General features: G+C 64.1%; 14 protein-coding genes. 5 read left to right on the forward strand and 9 right to left on the reverse strand.

The features are described from left to right. The first annotated feature begins 15 nt into the window (after positions 1 to 15). Positions 16 to 408, forward strand: a complete 393-nt coding sequence (locus tag IVB31_RS31995) for a putative quinol monooxygenase (protein WP_247332024.1) — start codon at positions 16 to 18, stop codon at positions 406 to 408. Positions 409 to 675: 267 nt separating this feature from the next. On the opposite strand, the gene IVB31_RS32000 is transcribed toward IVB31_RS31995, so the two are convergent. The 3 genes from IVB31_RS32000 to lepA form a co-directional block, all read right to left on the reverse strand. Next, complete coding sequence (locus IVB31_RS32000; RefSeq protein WP_247332025.1) at positions 676 to 2,100, reverse strand: TAXI family TRAP transporter solute-binding subunit; 1,425 nt, start codon at positions 2,098 to 2,100, stop codon at positions 676 to 678. Positions 2,101 to 2,311: 211 nt separating this feature from the next. Then, positions 2,312 to 2,632, reverse strand: coding sequence for a hypothetical protein (locus tag IVB31_RS32005; RefSeq protein WP_247332026.1), 321 nt, complete (start codon positions 2,630 to 2,632; stop codon positions 2,312 to 2,314). Positions 2,633 to 2,805: 173 nt separating this feature from the next. Beyond that, complete coding sequence (gene lepA, locus IVB31_RS32010) at positions 2,806 to 4,617, reverse strand: translation elongation factor 4 (protein ID WP_247332027.1); 1,812 nt, start codon at positions 4,615 to 4,617, stop codon at positions 2,806 to 2,808. A 126-nt stretch (positions 4,618 to 4,743) separates the two neighbouring features. Here lepA and IVB31_RS32015 point away from each other — a divergent pair, with 126 nt between their 5' ends. Continuing rightward, entirely contained in the window at positions 4,744 to 6,369 is a 1,626-nt protein-coding gene (locus tag IVB31_RS32015) for a glycosyltransferase family 39 protein (RefSeq protein ID WP_346730904.1), read from the forward strand. Positions 6,370 to 6,562: 193 nt separating this feature from the next. Here IVB31_RS32015 and IVB31_RS32020 read toward each other — a convergent pair whose 3' ends face one another. The 5 genes from IVB31_RS32020 to IVB31_RS32040 form a co-directional block, all read right to left on the reverse strand. Then, on the reverse strand, positions 6,563 to 6,880 hold the full coding sequence (locus IVB31_RS32020; RefSeq protein WP_247332029.1) for an HPr family phosphocarrier protein: 318 nt from the start codon (positions 6,878 to 6,880) through the stop codon (positions 6,563 to 6,565). Further along, positions 6,877 to 7,278 (reverse strand): PTS sugar transporter subunit IIA, encoded by a 402-nt coding sequence (locus tag IVB31_RS32025; RefSeq protein WP_007597752.1) that lies wholly within the window; start codon positions 7,276 to 7,278, stop codon positions 6,877 to 6,879. Before IVB31_RS32025 ends, IVB31_RS32020 begins: the two co-directional genes overlap by 4 nt. Before the next feature lie 133 nt (positions 7,279 to 7,411). Next, the gene (locus tag IVB31_RS32030) at positions 7,412 to 7,936 is read right to left on the reverse strand and encodes an HPr kinase/phosphatase C-terminal domain-containing protein (protein ID WP_247332367.1); all 525 of its coding nucleotides are present in this window, start codon (positions 7,934 to 7,936) and stop codon (positions 7,412 to 7,414) included. Positions 7,937 to 7,962: 26 nt separating this feature from the next. Then, positions 7,963 to 9,768 (reverse strand): sensor histidine kinase, encoded by a 1,806-nt coding sequence (locus IVB31_RS32035; RefSeq protein ID WP_276576618.1) that lies wholly within the window; start codon positions 9,766 to 9,768, stop codon positions 7,963 to 7,965. 233 nt (positions 9,769 to 10,001) lie between these two features. Then, positions 10,002 to 10,703, reverse strand: a complete 702-nt coding sequence (locus IVB31_RS32040; RefSeq protein ID WP_007597749.1) for a response regulator transcription factor — start codon at positions 10,701 to 10,703, stop codon at positions 10,002 to 10,004. Positions 10,704 to 10,944: 241 nt separating this feature from the next. Here IVB31_RS32040 and IVB31_RS32045 point away from each other — a divergent pair, with 241 nt between their 5' ends. The 3 genes from IVB31_RS32045 (at position 10,945) to IVB31_RS32055 (ending at position 16,261) form a co-directional block, all read left to right on the forward strand. After that, the gene (locus IVB31_RS32045) at positions 10,945 to 11,676 is read left to right on the forward strand and encodes a DUF2470 domain-containing protein (RefSeq protein WP_247332030.1); all 732 of its coding nucleotides are present in this window, start codon (positions 10,945 to 10,947) and stop codon (positions 11,674 to 11,676) included. A 76-nt stretch (positions 11,677 to 11,752) separates the two neighbouring features. Continuing rightward, positions 11,753 to 14,347, forward strand: a complete 2,595-nt coding sequence (locus IVB31_RS32050) for a CHAT domain-containing tetratricopeptide repeat protein (RefSeq protein ID WP_247332031.1) — start codon at positions 11,753 to 11,755, stop codon at positions 14,345 to 14,347. Between the two features lie 297 nt (positions 14,348 to 14,644). Then, a complete protein-coding gene (locus IVB31_RS32055) occupies positions 14,645 to 16,261 on the forward strand; it encodes a phosphoenolpyruvate carboxykinase (protein ID WP_247332032.1) in 1,617 nt (538 codons plus the stop codon). 227 nt (positions 16,262 to 16,488) lie between these two features. Here IVB31_RS32055 and IVB31_RS32060 read toward each other — a convergent pair whose 3' ends face one another. Beyond that, positions 16,489 to 17,304, reverse strand: a complete 816-nt coding sequence (locus IVB31_RS32060) for a thioesterase family protein (protein ID WP_247332033.1) — start codon at positions 17,302 to 17,304, stop codon at positions 16,489 to 16,491. Between the last annotated feature and the right edge of the window lie 43 nt (positions 17,305 to 17,347).

A 17,347-nucleotide genomic window follows, 5' to 3' on the forward strand; every position in this document is an offset into this window, starting at 1 on the left:
GCGCAGGAGGTAACGATGAACACGAAGCATCTTCTGATTTTGGGCGCATCCATGCTGGCTTCTAGCCTGGGACCGTCTGCCACAGCCCAGGAGACGCCGGGCCAGTATATTCAGGTCGCCGAGATCGAAATCGATCCCGCTCAACTCGAAGCCTACAAGGCGGCGGTCAAGGAACACATCGAAACGGCGGTCCGCGTCGAGCCGGGCGTCCTGGCGCTGTATGCCCTATCCGAAAAGGACAACCCGACGAAGGTGAGAGTGTTCGAGATCTATCGCGACGTCGAGGCCTATAAATCGCACCTCGAATCCCAACACTTCAAGACCTACAAGGCGACGACGGACACGATGGTCAAGTCGCTGAAGCTGGTCCGGACGGACGGCATCGCGCTCGCGGCGAAGACGCGGTGAACGACGAATGACGCGGTGTCGGCGACGGCAGCTTTCGCATGATCGCCATTGAAGACGTGGCGAAGCGCGTAGGATGGGTAGAGCGAAGCGAAACCCATCGAGCTTCATCCTCACAATCGGATCGGGCTGACAAGGCCGCCAGATGCCGCGTCTCGCCCATCAGGACCATGGGTTTCGCAAGAGCTCAACCCATCCTACGAGCTGTCCGGTCTCTCCTTAACGGCCGACGTCGGCGGCAATCGTGGTGACATGTTTCACGTGGCTCCGTCATCTTGACGTGAGGCCGCGGCCTCCTGCCGCGCCGCGAACAGGCTCAAGCGAGCCCGCTTGCAATTCCGCGCGCCTCTCGTCAACGGCATGGTTGAACAGTTCGAGCACCAGGCCAAAGGCCGCCAGTTCCTCTTCCTCGATCGCGCCGTCATCGTAGCATGCGAGCGCTTCACTTATGATGGCGTCGACCTCGCGTTGCATCGCCAGGAGTTTCTGGTTGGATTCCGCGGTGCGGACCCCGGAAACCATCGCCAGGATTCGCTTGCGATGGCTGATATTCTCGTCCCTTTCGTCTCGATTCAGATAGTGACGCAACCAGGCGCCGGCCGAACCGATGCCGGAGAGAAGCAGGAGCGCAAACCAGAAGTAATCGCCGTACCGATCCAGAAAGGTACGTTCGGTGCCGTCGATCACGGCTGCCGCTCCGCGATGCACCGGCAGCTCGGCGTCTTTCTCGGTGTCCGGCTTGGTGATGTGCGCAGCGCCGGGCGCCCGCCGGGCGATCACCTGACGGACGGCGAACAGTTGCCGGAAAAATGTCGCCACTGTCGTCTCGGACAAAGCCTTTTGTGCCACGATGAGATGGTTGACGCTGACCGTCTCGACCTTGTCATCCGGCCAAGCCGGGTCGGCGTTGAAGACACTGGGTGGGATTTCCTCGGATTCATACCGCGGATGCTTCAGGGCGATGGCTTCCGATGCATCGATCGCGAGAAACTTCGGCTCGCCTCGCCCCCTCGCTGTCGCAGCGATGGCGTCGGAGGTAATTTTGCTGTCGAGCGGACCGACCGCCATGAAGGCATCAAGGGTCGGGTCGCGCGCCATCGCCTCGATCTGGTCCGTGCCAAATTGCGTGACCGCGACCTTGTCCGCCTCCGCCCCGGAGGCGCTCAGGATGACGCGCAGCAACGCGGCGTTTGCCGGCGTCCGGCCGATGACGCCGACCCTGTGGCCTGCGAGATCGCCGACCTCCTTGATCTTCGCCGCGGGCTTTCTCTTGGAGCTCTTGCCCGCAAGTCCGGAAGGCGACCACAGCACGACGAAGTTCTTGCGCACGATGGCGACGGCCTGCGCGTCGGCCGGCATCTCCAGATCGCCACGACCGACCGCAAGGTTGGCCTTGCCGGCCCGAAGCAGGGCAAGAGCTTCGACCGCGCCGTCGGTCGTGATCAGCGACAGCCTGACGGTCCTGCTTTCGCTGGCGAAGGCCTCCGCCGCCGCCTCGATCAATTTGTGATCGTCGCTTCCCGGCGGTCCGACAGCAATCCGGAGGGTGACCGGCCGCAACGCGTAGTACAGCGCGCCCGCCGCGGCGCCGAAAACAAGGAATCCAACGGCCAAGGCCAGGAGCAAGGCGTTGCTCCTTCTCCGCTGTCGGCGGGCCGTATCACTGGTTGCACTTGTACCGTCGGACGAGGACATTTCTGCTGCCGGTCGGAGATCAAAAGCCTGCTGCTTTGCAGGGATACCACATAACGTCGCCGCAGCGACCTCGGTTGCAAGAACTGAATACCACTTGGACAGTTGCGACCGACCCCGAGCGAATAATCATCCGATAATGGAAAGGGTCGATCGCGGCATTGCACGACATACCTTTGCCAGAGGCTGACGTCCCGTGCCTGCGTCACACACGTTACACGTTCGCCATCGGGAGCAATTCCAGTATCGCAGATGATTGCTCCAACAGCCCGGCGTGCATTGTCCGCCGGGGATCGTTCCGGTAATTTTGAAAATCCGCATGGGAGGTGAAGCTGATGATGTGCAGCTCGACGGTGCCGTCCGGACTGCAAAGACGACGCTCCAGACATCCGTTGAACTCAGGCAACAGCGGCAGGACGGCATCCTCGTAGGCTCGAAACGCTCTGACGCCCTCTGGAGGTATCCGGGCTATGAGTACGAACGTGACGGAGTGGTTTGCTGGGACGCCACCCTCTGCCGCTGCAGCCGCTGCCATGGTGACATCATGCCCGTGTTTTGCCCGACGAGTCAAACGGGTTTCGCAAAAAGCGAAAAACCCCAATGCCAACAAAGGGCCGGCTACTGTGCATGGGGTTGTTTTCGCGTTTTTTATTGTCCGGCCATGAATGGCTTAGGCCCGACCACCCCGTCAAGCCCGAAGTACTCGCCTCAGCTATCCACCTTCAGCGCGGCAATGAAAGCTTCCTGCGGGATGTCGACCTTGCCGAACTGCCGCATCTTCTTCTTGCCTTCCTTCTGCTTCTCCAGAAGTTTGCGTTTGCGCGTGATGTCGCCGCCGTAGCATTTTGCGGTGACGTCCTTGCGCAGCGCGCGGACCGTTTCGCGGGCGATCACCTTGCCGCCGATCGCCGCCTGGATCGGGATCTGGAACATGTGCGGCGGGATCAGCTCCTTCATCTTCTCGACCATGGCGCGGCCGCGCCCTTCCGCGCGGGTGCGATGGACCAGCATGGAGAGCGCATCGACCGGCTCGTTGTTGACCAGGATCTGCATCTTCACGAGATCCGCCGGCTTGTAGTCGGTGAGATGATAGTCGAACGAGGCGTAGCCCTTGGAGACCGATTTCAGGCGGTCGTAGAAGTCGAACACGACCTCGTTCAGCGGCAGATCGTATTTCACCATCGCGCGCGAGCCGACATAAGTCAGCTCCTTCTGCGAGCCGCGGCGGTCCTGGCATAGCTTGAGCACGCTGCCGAGATATTCGTCGGGCGTGAGGATCGTGGCCTCGATCCAGGGCTCCTGTATCTCGGCGATCTTGACCACGTCCGGCATGTCGACGGGGTTGTGAATGGAGATTTCCTGCCCATCGGTCAGCGCCATCTTGTAGATCACGCTCGGCGCGGTCGCGATCAAATTGAGATCGAACTCGCGCGACAGCCGTTCCTGGATGATCTCCAGGTGCAACAGGCCGAGGAAGCCGCAGCGGAAACCGAAGCCGAGCGCGGCCGACGTCTCCATCTCGTAGGAGAAGCTGGCATCGTTGAGGCGCAGCTTGCCCATCGCCGCGCGCAACGTTTCGAAATCATCGGCATCCGCGGGGAACAGGCCGCAGAACACCACGGGGATGGCCGGCTTGAAGCCCGGCAGCATGTCCGTGACCGGCTTCCTGTCGTCGGTGATGGTGTCGCCGACGCGGGTGTCGGCGACTTCCTTGATCGCGGCGGTGATGAAGCCGATCTCGCCGGGGCCGAGCTCGTCGACCTGCGTCATCTTCGGCGTGAAGAAGCCGACGCGTTCGATGTCATAGGCGGCGCCCGTGCCCATCATGCGGATGCGGCTGCCCTTCTTCATCGCGCCGTCGACGACGCGGATCAGCACGACGACGCCGAGATAGACGTCGTACCAGCTGTCGACCAGCAGCGCCTTCAGCGTCGCATCGCGATCGCCCTTCGGCGGCGGCAGGCGGGTGACGATGGCCTCCAGCACGTCGGGAACGCCGAGGCCGGTCTTGGCGGAGATCATCACCGCGTCGGACGCGTCGATGCCGATCACGTCCTCGATCTGCTGCCTGATCTTCTCGGGCTCGGCTGCGGGCAGGTCGACCTTGTTGAGGACCGGCACGATCTCGTGACCGGCGTCGAGCGCGTGGTAGACGTTGGCGAGCGTCTGCGCTTCCACGCCCTGGCTGGCGTCGACCACCAGCAGGGAACCTTCGCAGGCCGCCAGCGAGCGCGAGACTTCGTAGGCGAAGTCGACATGGCCCGGCGTGTCCATCAGGTTGAAGATGTAATCCTTGCCGTCCTTGGCGTGGTATTTCAGCCGGACCGTCTGCGCCTTGATGGTGATGCCGCGCTCGCGCTCGATGTCCATGGAATCGAGCACCTGCTCCTTGCCCGCCATCTCGCGGTCGGAGAGGCCACCGGTCATCTGGATCAGGCGGTCGGCCAGCGTCGATTTGCCATGGTCGATATGGGCGACGATGGAGAAATTGCGGATGTTGGAAATGGGGACGGTCGTCATGGGCGCGGGATACCACTCACATCCCCGTGCGGCAACCATATTGCTGTATTTTCAGGGTCTTTGTTCACGCCAAGCTGATTCCACCAAGGCCCAAAACGCGCTACGCAACGGCCCATGTCCAGGCCCATGCCGACAACCTCGATCCCGTCTGCCCGCGCGCGCACGAAGACCCGGGTGAGCTATGCCCGCTTTCGGGCCTGGCTGGTTGCCAGCGCCATCCGGCCGGAGGCGCGCCTCTGGCTGGTGATCCAGCTTGCCATCCTGCATGCGGTGCTCTGGACCTTCATCCTGATCAATCTGAAGGCCGCGCAGGACATTCACATGGATGTCGCAGAAGCCTGGGGCTGGGGGCAGAAATTCCTGTGGGGCTATGGCAAGCACCCGCCGCTGTCGGGCTGGGTCGCCGGCCTCTGGTTCACGGTGTTCCCGCCGACGGACTGGGCGACCTATGCGCTGGCGATGGCGACCGTCAGCGTCGGCATGGTGATCTGCTGGCTCGTCGCGCTGCGCGTGGTGGATGCGCGGCGCGCATTCCTGGTCGTGGTGATGATCGCGCTCTACCCGATCTTCAATTTCAAGGGCTTCAAGTACAACCCGGACCTGCTCCAGCTCGTCACCTTGCCGCTCCTCGTGCTCGCTTATCTCAACGCGTTCGAGAAGCGGAGCTGGCGATCCGGAGTCCTGCTCGGACTTGCCGGCGCGCTGGCGCTGATGACCAAATACTGGGTGCTGACCATGATCGGCGCCATCGGACTTGCCGCGCTGATCCATCCGCAGCGATTGCAATTCCTGTCGTCGCCGGCGCCATGGATTGCGATCGTGACGATGGCGGTGGCGATGATCCCGCACATCGTCTGGCTGGCGGAGGCGCATTTCGTGCCGCTGACCTATGCCGGCGACACCTACAGCATCGAGGACAGCGGCCAGGTGCATCAGCTCGTGTCCGGTTATGTCCTGCATAATTTCGCGCTGCTGGCTCTGCCGGTGGCGCTGGCCGCGCTGGCGATGGCGCTGGTGCCGCATTGGCTCACGCTGCTTTTGCGCGCGCCGTTGCGCATCATCACGCGGGCCTGGGCGCGGGGCGCGAATTCCGGCGTGAACCTTTCGCAGGCGATGAACGTCTGGATCGTCCAGATCATCGTCGCATTCGGCCCGCCGCTCGGTGCGCTGGTGTTCAGCATCTACATGAAGACCGATTGGGGCATCTCGCTGTTCTTCCTGGTGCCGCTCGCGCTGGTGGCGATCCCGGCGTTGCGGGTTCAGAGCGCGACTCTGTTCAATATCGTCGCGATCTGGCTCGTGCTCAGCGTGGCCACGCTCATTGCCTCGCCCTGGATCGCCGCGCGCGAGATGGGGGCCAATGCCGGCAACACGGCGACCTATGGCGCGCGCTCGGATCTCGCGCGCGAGCTGACCCAGGCCTGGCACGCACGCTTCGCCTCGCGCTGGGCGGTCGTCGCCGGCACCATGGAATCGATCCAGCCGATGGTGTTTTACAGCCCGGATCACCCAGCCGCGTTCGTGCCGATCGAGGCCTGGGATTCCGGGCTGACCTCGCCCGATGACGTCAAGAGATACGGCTTCATCGGTGTGTTCGATCCGACCGACGGCCGTCTGCCCGCGTTCGAGAAATGGGTGTCCGAGACCGCGCCGAAGGCCGAGCGCATGGTGATGACGACGCGCCGCTTCATCCACGGCAAGGCCGGCCCATCGATGAGCTGGAACATCTACATCGCGCCGCCGGGGATGTGACCTCTTCTTAACCTCGCCCCGCTTGCGGGGAGAGGTCGGATCGCTCTTGCGATCCGGGTGAGGGGGTACAGGTCTCTCGGCGATCTCATGCGCGGAGAGAGGCCCCTCACCCCAACCCTCTCAGCGCGAGCGAAGCTCGTCGCGGCCCCGTAAGAACGGGGCGAGGGAGCGCAGCTGAGCGCGTGGCGAGAGCCTAAATCCCTTCCTCGTTGAACTTGCTTTCGACGAGCTCGGTGATCGCCGCGAGCGCGGCTTCCGCCTCGTCGCCGGCGGCGGCCACCGTGATGGTCGTGCCGGGACCGGCAGCGAGCATCATCAGGCCCATGATCGAGGTGCCACCGACGGTTTCGCCACCGCGCGTCACCCACACTTGCGCGTTGAAGCGCTCGACGGCCTGGACGAACTTCGCGGAGGCGCGCGCGTGCAGGCCGCGCTTGTTGATGATCAGGAGGTCTTTGGAGATCGCGCCCGCGGGCACGCCCGTCCCGGCTTGCGGCGCCTCCTCGCTCATTTGCCGGCGAGCACGCGGCTGGCGATGGTGACGTATTTGCGGCCGGCTTCCTGGGCCATCGCGATCGCGTCGGGCAGCGGACGCTCCTCGCGCACCTTGGCGAGCTTCACCAGCATGGGAAGGTTGATGCCCGCGAGGACCTCGACCTTCGGCCGGCTCATGCAGGATATTGCGAGGTTCGACGGCGTGCCGCCGAACATGTCGGTGAGGATCGCAACGCCGTCGCCCGAATCGACGCGGTTAACCGCCTCGATGATGTCGCTTCGACAGAGATCGGAATCATCTTCGGCGCCGATCGTGATCGCTTCGATTTGCTTTTGTGGGCCCATGACATGTTCAAGCGCTGCCTTGAACTCGTCGGCAAGGCGCCCGTGGGTCACAAGTACTAGACCAATCATCGGAAAACTCCTCGCGGGCGCTTTTGGTGCACCGCACGAACGCGCCACTTTGACCATCCAGAGCCCCCGCGCAAGAGGGGATGTTGCGTATCTCCCTGAATCTAGACGGATGGATGAGGGGAGCTGCGCCGGTCTATTCGGTCGCGATAGTGGGACTCATATGGTTACCATTTCCCTTCAAACAATCGCCTGAAGGGTTAACGGAAGATGAACTCTTGGTAGTGGTCAAGGCCGCAACAACCAGTGGGAGGGGCGAATAGTCGCGGCTAACCGGGATTCTCGGTATTTCGACACCTAAAATGCTCGCTTTCAGGGATTCGGCCGGCGGCAGCCTTTCCGCGTCGGCTGCGTCCAGATCGACCACGAGACCGACGGTCGCACGCTCCACGAAGTCGCAGCGGCGGATTCCCAGCCCCCGGATCTCGATCAGGCCGGCCAATGTGCTGCTCGGGCGGACCTCAATTTCGCGGCCGACTGTCGCCAGATGGACACGGTCGTCACCGACCAGAACGGCCCTTTCGACCACGCCGCTGCGTCCCGCCATGATCAAATCGAAGGCAAGGCGCGACTTGCCGGAGCCCGAGGGTCCCCGGATCAGCACCGCCAGATGTCCGATCCTGACCGCGGAGGCGTGAATACTTGGGCCGCCTTCGTTCAAGCTGCCGTCGTTCAAGCTGCCTTGGCTCATAGCGCCGGCAGCCTCACCACGAAGCGCGCGCCGATAACAGTCGGCGCTCCGTCCGCATCCGCCGGGCCAGGGCGGTTCTCCGCCCAGATGCGTCCGCCGTGGGCGTCGACGATCTGCTTGGAGATCGAAAGGCCGAGGCCGGAGTTCTGGCCAAAGCCCTGGTGAGGTCGGTCGGTGTAGAAGCGCTCGAAGATGCGCTCCAGCGCGTCGTCGCGAATGCCGGGGCCGTCGTCGTCGACCACGATCTCGATCTCCCCGCGCACACGGCGGCAGGTGAGGCGCACCTTGTTGCCGGGCTCGGAGAAGGATTGTGCGTTCGCGACCAGGTTGGAGACCACCTGTCCGAGCCGCGAATCGTGGCCGGTCACGGCGAAACTGTCGGTCGGGCTGCGGCCCTCGAAGCGGGTTTCGACCGCGACGTCATGGCCGAGCTTGGTTTCGTTGGCGACGGAGACGAGCGTCGTCAGCAGGCGGCGCAGGTCGACCGGGATCGCATCCTGGCGCTGAAGTTCGGCATCGAGGCGGCTGGCGTCGGAGATGTCAGAGATCAGGCGGTCGAGCCGCTTGACGTCATGCTCGATCACCTCGAGCAGGCGCGCGCGGCTGTTCTCGTTGCGGGCCAGCGGCAACGTCTCGACCGCGGAGCGCAGCGAGGTCAGAGGGTTCTTCAATTCGTGCGCGACGTCGGCGGCGAACATCTCGATCGCCTCGATGCGGCTGTAGAGCGCGCTGGTCATGTCGCGCAGCGCGCCGGAGAGATGGCCGATCTCGTCGCGGCGGCGGGTGAAGTCGGGAATCTCGATGCGGGCCTTGATGCGGCGGCGGACGCTCTCGGCGCTGTCAGCGAGCCGGCGAACCGGCCCTGCGATCGTGCTGGCGAGCAGCAGCGACAGCATGATCATGACCGCGGCGGCGACGCCGCCCACTTTGAGGATGGCGAGGCGCTCGGCGGTGACCATCTGGTCGATGTCGTCGCCCTGCGTCGACAGCATCAGCGCGCCGTGGATGGCGCGCGAGCGCAGCACGGGGACCGCGACCGAGACGATCACCTCGCCGCGCGCATTGACCCGCACCATCGAGCGCTTCTGGCCCTGGAGCGCGTCGCCCACCTCCGCATAGCCGTTGCCGTTCTCGGGTCCGAGCTCGCGATAGAGCGGCAGGTCGCCGCGGTTCAGCCAGGTGCGGACCGCGACCATGCCGCGCTCGACGATGCCCGGCTTCTCGGCGGAGAGCGACGGCAGGGGGAAGCGCACCACGGTCTCGAGGCTGCGGCTGTCGACCAGCAGGCTGCCGTTCGGGTCGTAGATGCGGGCCCGCGTCTTGGTCGGCGAGATCAGCGTGCGCAGCACCGGCGCCACGCGTTCGGGATTGATCGGAAAATCCAGCGGCGAATACTCGTCCGACCCGCCATAGGTCTCGCCCGGCTTGAGGTCGAGCAGCCGGTCGGGATCGATGGTGATGGCATTGGTCTGCACCGTCGCGGAGGCCGCGATCGCGCCGGCGATGATCTCCGCCTGCACCAGGAGGCTCTGCGCGCGCGCGTCGATCAGGCCGGCGCGGAATTGCGAGAGATAGAGGATGCTCGCCACCAGCGCGACGAGGCCGGCGAGGTTGAGCGAGACGATGCGGCGGGTCAGGCTCGAGAAGGACAGCGCGAAGAAGAACTGGCCGGCGCGTTTCAGCCAGGTCAGCGGCCGCCAGCCTTGCACGGCCGGCTTGTCCTCGGCCAATTGATCCGCAACGCCGTGGGATGCGACATCCCCGGCGTTCTGGTTCTCGTCAGGCTGCGTTCGGTCAAGCAATGCTCACGCCCGCGTTAGGACAACTCGTGCGAAAGGGTCCCCGCATCCTAGAGCATGATCCGGAAAAGCGTGCAGCGGTTTTCCGAAAAGATCATGCTCCAACAATAACCTAAAGCGCGATGACCGTTCATCCAATCTCATCGCGCTTCAGAGCCATCCCGGTCGTGATGGAATCAGAACCGGCGATGCTCTCAGTCTTTCGCGAAGGCGCCTTTCGTGAAGGCGCCTGCGCCTCAGGCTTCCTTGAAGCGGTAGCCGACGCCGTAGAGCGTCTCGATCATCTCGAACTCGTTGTCGACCACCTTGAACTTCTTGCGCAGCCGCTTGATGTGGCTGTCGATGGTGCGGTCGTCGACATAGACCTGGTCGTCATAGGCGGCGTCCATCAGCGCGTTGCGGCTCTTCACCACGCCGGGCCGGGTCGCGAGCGCCTGGAGAATCAGGAATTCGGTGACGGTCAGCGTCACCGGCTCGTTCTTCCAGGTGCAGGTATGCCGTTCCGGATCCATGCGCAGCAGGCCGCGGTCGAGCGCCTTGGCGTCGTTCTCCTTCGGCGTGACGGTCGGATCCTTCGGCGCCGAACGGCGCAGGACGGCCTTGACGCGCTCGACCAGCAGGCGCTGCGAGAACGGTTTGCGGATGAAATCGTCGGCGCCCATCTTGAGGCCGAACAGCTCGTCGATCTCTTCGTCCTTGGACGTCAGGAAGATCACCGGCAGGTCGGATTTCTGTCGCAGCCGGCGCAGCGTCTCCATGCCGTCCATGCGCGGCATCTTGATGTCGAGGATGGCAAGGTCGGGCTGAGTGGTGCGGAAACCGTCAAGCGCGGAGGCGCCGTCGGTGTAGGTCATGATGCGGTAGCCTTCGGCCTCCAACGCGATCGAGACGGATGTGAGAATGTTGCGGTCGTCGTCGACCAAAGCGATTGTGGGCATGAGCCTCTGCTTTCTGCTTTCCGTTCTGGGTCGTGGCTTGAAACGGCGAGCAATCCACTGATGCGCCGCATACATGGGTGCCGAATTGGCGTTCGAACCTTGTCACCGAGCAATGCAAGCTAGGCTGAAGTGTGACCAAGTTCCACGAAACACGGCAGATTCGCCGCATCCCGACCCATAACCAGGCCCCGGTTTACCCGAAAAAAGGGCCTCCATGCAACCACCTGACCCGAGAAAGCCGATGCAACCGACCCCCGATTTCGACCCCGGAAAGCTTGCCAAATCGCTGCTGCGGCGGTCGCGGCAGGGGGCGCTGGCGACGCTGATGGCCGGCAGCGGCGATCCCTATTGTTCCCTGGTCAATCTGGCCAGCCATCCGGACGGCTCGCCCATCCTGCTGATCTCGGGATTGGCCGTGCACACCAGGAACATCCTGGCAGACAGCCGGGTCTCCCTGATGCTGGACGAACGCGCGGCCGGCGATCCCCTGGAGGGGGCCCGGATCATGCTGTCCGGCCACGCCGAACCGGCCGATGCCGACAAGGATCTGCTCCGGCGACGGTATCTCAATGCCCATCCGTCGGCGGAAGCTTTTGTTTCCTTTAAGGATTTCTCCTTCTTCCGGGTCCGGCCCACCGCAACCCATCTGGTCGCCGGCTTCGGCCGCATCGTCGACCTCAAGCCCGAGCAATTCCTGACGGACCTTATTGGGGCCGAGGATTTGCTGGCAGTGGAGGAGGGGGCAGTCGCGCACCTGAATGCCGACCACCGCGACGCCATGGGCCTCTATGCAACAAAACTGCTCGGCGCGGCCGAGGGCGACTGGCGCTGCACCGGTTGCGATCCTGAGGGCCTCGACATGCAGGACGGCCAGACCGCGCTGCGGCTGGACTTCCCGGAGCGGGTGGCTGATGGCACGGCGTTGCGCAAGATGCTGGTCCGCCTCGCTGGCGAAGCGCGCGCAACAAATTGAACGCTGCTGCCCGTCGCCGCGACCCAAGTTCGTAATCGGTACCGTAACCGGTCTGAAGGCGGCAGCGAGAGTGTTCATGGCAGGATGTCATCGACTGACGCTGGTTGCGGGTCTGGCGCTCGCGATCACCGCATCGCTTGTCACCACCAGTTTTGCGCAGAAAGGTCTCGCCGTGGAGGGCGCGCGGATCAACTCACTCATGAGCGCCGGCAGATATTCGGAAGCACTGCCTTTGGCGCAGGGCATGGTCGCGAGCCTGGAGAAGAGCGACACCGGTCGCGAACTCGCCGCTGCGCTGAACAACCTCGGCCAGGTCCATGCCGGTCAGGGGCACGACGATCTGGCGGAGCCGCTCTACAAGCGCGCCATCGTGCTGATGGAAAAGTCGCTCGGTCTCGAAACCCCGCTGATTGGAGCCGAACTGACCAATCTCGCCGCGCTCTACCAGCGGCAGAGTCGCTTTGCCGAGGCCGAGCCGCTGTTCAAGCGCGCGCTCGCGGTTCGCGAGAAGGGGCTGTCGCGCGAGCATCCCGATGTCGGCCAGTCGCTCAACAACCTCGCCACACTCTACGTGAAACAGCAGCACTATGCGGACGCCGAGCCGCTGTTTCAGCGGGCGCTCGCCATCTACCAGAAGGTCGGCGGCCCCGAGCATCCGGCGGTGGCCACCGTCCTGAACAATCTCGGCCAGGTCTATCGCGATCTCAACCGCGATGGGGACGCGGAAGCGCCGATCAAGCGCTCGCTCGCGATCCGGGAGAAGGTGCTGGGACCGGATCATCCCGACGTCGCCCGCTCCCTCAACAATCTCGCCGGCCTCTACGAGCACCAGCAGCGCTACGGCGACGCCGAGCCGCTCTATCGCCGCGCGCTGGTCATCCGCGAGCGTGCGCTCGGGCCCGATCATCCTGACGTCGCGACCTCGACCAGCAATCTCGCTTATTTCCTCCAAATGTCCGGGCGCACCGCGGACGCATTACCGTTCGCCGAAAAGACGCTTCGGGGCGATCGCGCGCAGTTGCGCGTCGTGTTGCCGGTCCTGTTCGCCGCGCGCCAACAGGATTTACTGCCCGGCGACAAGGCGCTGGACGAGGCCCTCGCCGCGATCCAGCGCGGCACGCAATCCTCCGCCGCCTCCGCCGTGAACAAGCTCGCGGTGCGGCTTGCCGCGGGCAGCGACCGGCTCGCCGAGCTGGTGCGCCGGGACCAGGATCTCGCGGCCGAGTCCGAGACCCTCGACAAGGCGATCGTCACCGCGGTGTCGAAGCAATCCGCGCAGCGTGATCTCGCAACCGAGCAGCGCAGCCGCGCACGGATTGCAACGATTGCCAACGAACGTGCGGGCTTGCAGAAATTGCTCGCGGTCGAGTTCCCCGACTACGCGGCGCTCTCCAATCCGCTGCCGCTTGCCGTGAAGGACATTCAGCCACTTCTGTCGGCCGATGAGGCGATGGTGCTCTACTCCGTCGTCGACAAGCAGAGCTATGTCCTCGCGATCACGCGCGAGGGCGTCGACTGGAAGGCGATTCCGCTCGGCGCGGATGCGCTGACGCAGAAGGTGACTGCATTCCGCAAAGGACTCGATGTCGGCAAGGCGCGCGATGCCTCGGGCAAATCCGGATTGTTCGATCTCGTGCTCGCCAATGAATTGTATGTCGCGCTGCTCGGTCCGGTCGAGGCCCTGACGAAGGACAAGCGCAGCCTGCTGGTGGTGCCGTCGGCCGCCCTGACCGCATTGCCGTTTCATCTGCTCGTCACGGAGAAGCCGCGGGCTGCCATTCCGGACACGTTCGAAGGCTATCGCGGCGCCGCCTGGTTGCTGCGGCGTCAGGCCGTCTCGGTGCTGCCGTCGGTGGTCAGCCTGAAATCCCTTCGCGCCTTTGCGCGCAGAGATCGGGGCGTGAAGCCGATGACCGGCTTTGGCGATCCCGTGTTCAATCCCGCGCTGGAAGCGCCCGCCGAGCGGCGCGCCGCGAACGGCAAGGTCGCCGCGCGCAGCATCGCGACCGTTGCCTATACCGACTTCTGGCGTGGCGCCGGCGTCGATCGCGCGCGGCTTGCGCAGGCGCTGCCGCAACTGCCCGACACCGCCGACGAGCTGAACGCGGTGGCGAAGGATGTCGGCGCGGCGGAGGTCGACATCCATCTCGGCCGCGATGCCAGTGAAACGACACTCAAGCGTGCAGCGCTTGCTCAATACAGCATCATCTACTTTGCCACCCACGGTCTCGTCGCCGGCGACATCAAGGGTCTGGGCGAGCCTTCGCTCGCGCTCTCCATTCCCGACCAGCCCACGGAGCTCGACGACGGCCTGCTCACCGCGAGTGAAGTTGCCCAGCTCAAGCTCAATGCGGATTGGGTTGTGCTGTCGGCCTGCAACACCATCGCAGGTGACAAGCCCGGCGCCGAGGCCCTGTCGGGACTTGCGCGCTCGTTCTTCTATGCCGGCGCACGCGCGCTGCTGGTCTCGCATTGGGCAGTGGATTCGGAAGCTGCCACCCGCTTGACCATTTCGACTTTCGAACTGCTCAAGAACGAACCAAAACTCGGACGTGCTGAAGCATTGCGCCGCGCGATGCTGGCGTATGTCGATGACACCTCGTCACCGCGCGACGCCTATCCCGCCATGTGGGGGCCGTTCGCGCTGATCGGGGAAGGCGAGGTACGATAGGGACGGCCGCGGTATTGTTCTTGGGATTGTGCGACGCAATAACCCCGTAGAACGCTCAAACATGCGTTTGGTTGCGCGACCATTCGTCATTTTTTGACGCGCCTGCTCAGAGCTGACATGCGCGACGTTTGGCGCGGTCCTTGAATAAACCAAATCCTGCGGGATCAGCTTGGCAACGCCAGCGTTCATCAGTATTAGGTCGTCCAGCCGAGGCCGGACGGCCTGCTATTCACGGTGACCGCGACGGCGCCAAAGCATGATCGCGTTGAGTGTCGCGGGTTCTAGGAGGATTTTTTCGTGCAAGAGACGGGCGTGCGCAACGGTGCCTTCGGCGCCGACAAATTCGGCTTAAGGAATCTCAAGCAGGTTCACTGGAACCTCGGTGCACCGCAGCTCTATCAACACTCGCTCTCCGCGGGCGAGGCGGTGTTGTCGGCCGACGGCGCGCTCTGCGCCGATACCGGCGAGTTCACCGGCCGCAGCCCGAAGGACAAGTTCACGGTGCGCGACGCCACCACGGACAAGAAGATGTGGTGGGCCGGCAACCAGTCGATCACCGCCGAGCAGTTCGAGACGCTCTATCAGGACTTCCTCAAGCACGCCGAAGGCAAATCGCTGTTCGCGCAGGATCTCTATGGCGGCGCCGATCCTGCCTACCGCATCAAGACTCGCGTCTTCACCGAGCTCGCCTGGCACTCCCTTTTCATCCGCACGCTGCTGATCCGCCCCGAGGCGGTCGAGCTGACGAGCTTCACGCCGGAGCTCACCATCATCGACATGCCGAGCTTCCGCGCCGATCCGGAGCGCCACGGCTGCAAGTCCGAGAACGTCGTCGCGATCGACTTCGCCCGCAAGATCGTGTTGATCGCCGGCTCCTACTATGCCGGCGAGATGAAGAAGTCGGTCTTCACCACGCTGAACTACTATCTGCCCGAGCGCGGCGTGATGCCGATGCATTGCTCGGCCAATGTCGGCGCCAAGGGCGACGCCGCGATCTTCTTCGGCCTATCCGGCACCGGCAAGACCACGCTTTCGGCCGATCCCAACCGCACGCTGATCGGCGACGACGAGCACGGCTGGGGCCCGAACGGTGTCTTCAATTTCGAGGGCGGCTGCTATGCCAAGTGCATCAAGCTGTCGAAGGAAGCCGAGCCCGAGATCTACGCGGCGTCGACCCGCTTCGGCGCGGTGCTTGAGAACTGCGTGCTCGACGAGGACACCCGCGTCGTCGATTTCGACGACGGCTCAAAGACCGAGAACACGCGTTCGGCGTACCCGCTCGACTTCATCCCGAATGCCTCGCGCACCGGCCGCGCGCCGCAGCCGAAGAACGTGGTGATGCTCGCCGCCGACGCCTTCGGTGTGCTGCCGCCGATCGCAAAGCTCTCGCCGGCGCAGGCGATGTATCACTTCCTCTCCGGCTACACCGCCAAGGTTGCCGGCACCGAGCGTGGTCTCGGCAACGAGCCGCAGCCGGAATTCTCCACCTGCTTCGGCTCACCCTTCCTGCCGCTCGATCCCTCCGTCTACGGCAACATGCTGCGCGACCTCATCGCCGAGCACAATGTGGACTGCTGGCTGGTCAACACCGGCTGGACCGGCGGCAAATACGGCACGGGCTCGCGCATGCCGATCAAGGTGACGCGCGCGCTGCTCACCGCCGCGCTCGACGGCTCGCTTCGCAACGTCGAATTCCGCACCGACAAATATTTCGGCTTCGCGGTCCCGACCGCGCTGCCCGGCGTGCCGGCCGAGATCCTCAACCCGGTCAACACCTGGAAGGACAAGGACGAGTTCGACAAGACCGCCCGCGCGCTGGTCGGGATGTTCCAGAAGAACTTTGCCAAGTTCGAAGCCCAGGTCGACGCCGAGGTCCGCGCCGCCGCCCCGGACGTGAAACTCGCGGCGGAGTAGGCTCACGCAGTTTGAATTGAAAGGGGCGGCCGAGAGGCCGCCCTTTTTGTTTGCGGGCACCGCGCAAGCCGCATGCTCGCTGTCGTCCCGGCGAAGGCCGGAATCCATACCGCGTGATCTATCAAGGGAGTGCGGTGCAGGTACCGGCGAAGAAAAGGCAACTACGGGTCTTCGCCAAATTTCTCCCTGTGGTTATGGGTCCCGGCCTTCGCCGGGACGACAGCAAATCACGCCTTGAAATACGCGATCTGCGTCGACGTCGCGAGCAGCCGCCCATTCGGCGACCACAGCTCGGCGTTCTGGTCGGCAAAGCTCTTGTGCATGACCTTCGAGTCAGCCGTCGCGAGCACACGCGTGATGTCTTCGGCCGCGAGCTCGTCGCTATCCGTATGGAAATAGGTCGTCAGCGACACCGTGCCGAACGGCACCAGCTCGCGCCGCGCGTGGAAGATGCGGCCGAAGAACGCGTCCGACATCGACATCAGCGACAGCATGTCGAGCTTGCGCGGCGTGCGGTCGCCGATCCAGATCTTCGAATAGGTGCTGGCGAGCTCGGACTTGGGCGGGCCGATCCGCATCTCGCCCTCGACGAAGCGGAATTCATACTGGTTGGCCCAGGACGCCGCGATCTTCGGGAACGGCAGCGTCTCTTCGAACGGCTTTGCATCCGGATATTGCGCCACCCTGTGCTCCCAGGACGGCCGGCGCTCGGCGAACACGGCGGTAGCGAGCGTTGCCACCTCGCCGCCGCCCTGCGACAGCTCGACGCTCCAGTGCTGGCTGGAGCGGTTGGCCTTCACCAGCCGCACGTCGAGATCGAAATCGCCCTTCGCGATCGGCGCGCAGTAATTGACCGTAAGCGCCAGCGGATCGCCGGCGCGTTCCGGATGGTCGATCAGCGCGCGCAAGATGGTCGCGGCAGTGGCGCCGCCGAACGGGCCGACAAAGGCCCAGTAATCGTCGCTGGTGTGCCCCTGCCAGCTTGAGTCACCGGGGGTGACGCGGGTGGCGTCGTCGAAAGGATGTGGGAGCTTGGCGTGCATTGTCATGTCCGGCGTTCAATGACGGACGTCATATCACGTCCGT

The sequence above is a fragment of the Bradyrhizobium sp. 21 genome, from assembly GCF_023073335.1.
GTDB lineage: Bacteria > Pseudomonadota > Alphaproteobacteria > Rhizobiales > Xanthobacteraceae > Bradyrhizobium.

Bases quoted from the DNA above. Each gene is read 5' to 3' on its own strand.
- IVB31_RS32015 (WP_346730904.1), top strand. From the start codon at position 4,744: ATGCCGACAACCTCGATCCCGTCTGCCCGCGCGCGCACGAAGACCCGG.
- IVB31_RS32000 (WP_247332025.1), bottom strand. From the start codon at position 2,100: ATGTCCTCGTCCGACGGTACAAGTGCAACCAGTGATACGGCCCGCCGA.
- IVB31_RS31995 (WP_247332024.1), top strand. From the start codon at position 16: ATGAACACGAAGCATCTTCTGATTTTGGGCGCATCCATGCTGGCTTCT.
- IVB31_RS32040 (WP_007597749.1), bottom strand. From the start codon at position 10,703: ATGCCCACAATCGCTTTGGTCGACGACGACCGCAACATTCTCACATCC.
- IVB31_RS32050 (WP_247332031.1), top strand. From the start codon at position 11,753: ATGGCAGGATGTCATCGACTGACGCTGGTTGCGGGTCTGGCGCTCGCG.
- IVB31_RS32060 (WP_247332033.1), bottom strand. From the start codon at position 17,304: ATGCACGCCAAGCTCCCACATCCTTTCGACGACGCCACCCGCGTCACC.
- IVB31_RS32005 (WP_247332026.1), bottom strand. From the start codon at position 2,632: ATGGCAGCGGCTGCAGCGGCAGAGGGTGGCGTCCCAGCAAACCACTCC.
- IVB31_RS32020 (WP_247332029.1), bottom strand. From the start codon at position 6,880: ATGAGCGAGGAGGCGCCGCAAGCCGGGACGGGCGTGCCCGCGGGCGCG.
- lepA (WP_247332027.1), bottom strand. From the start codon at position 4,617: ATGACGACCGTCCCCATTTCCAACATCCGCAATTTCTCCATCGTCGCC.
- IVB31_RS32025 (WP_007597752.1), bottom strand. From the start codon at position 7,278: ATGATTGGTCTAGTACTTGTGACCCACGGGCGCCTTGCCGACGAGTTC.
- IVB31_RS32045 (WP_247332030.1), top strand. From the start codon at position 10,945: ATGCAACCGACCCCCGATTTCGACCCCGGAAAGCTTGCCAAATCGCTG.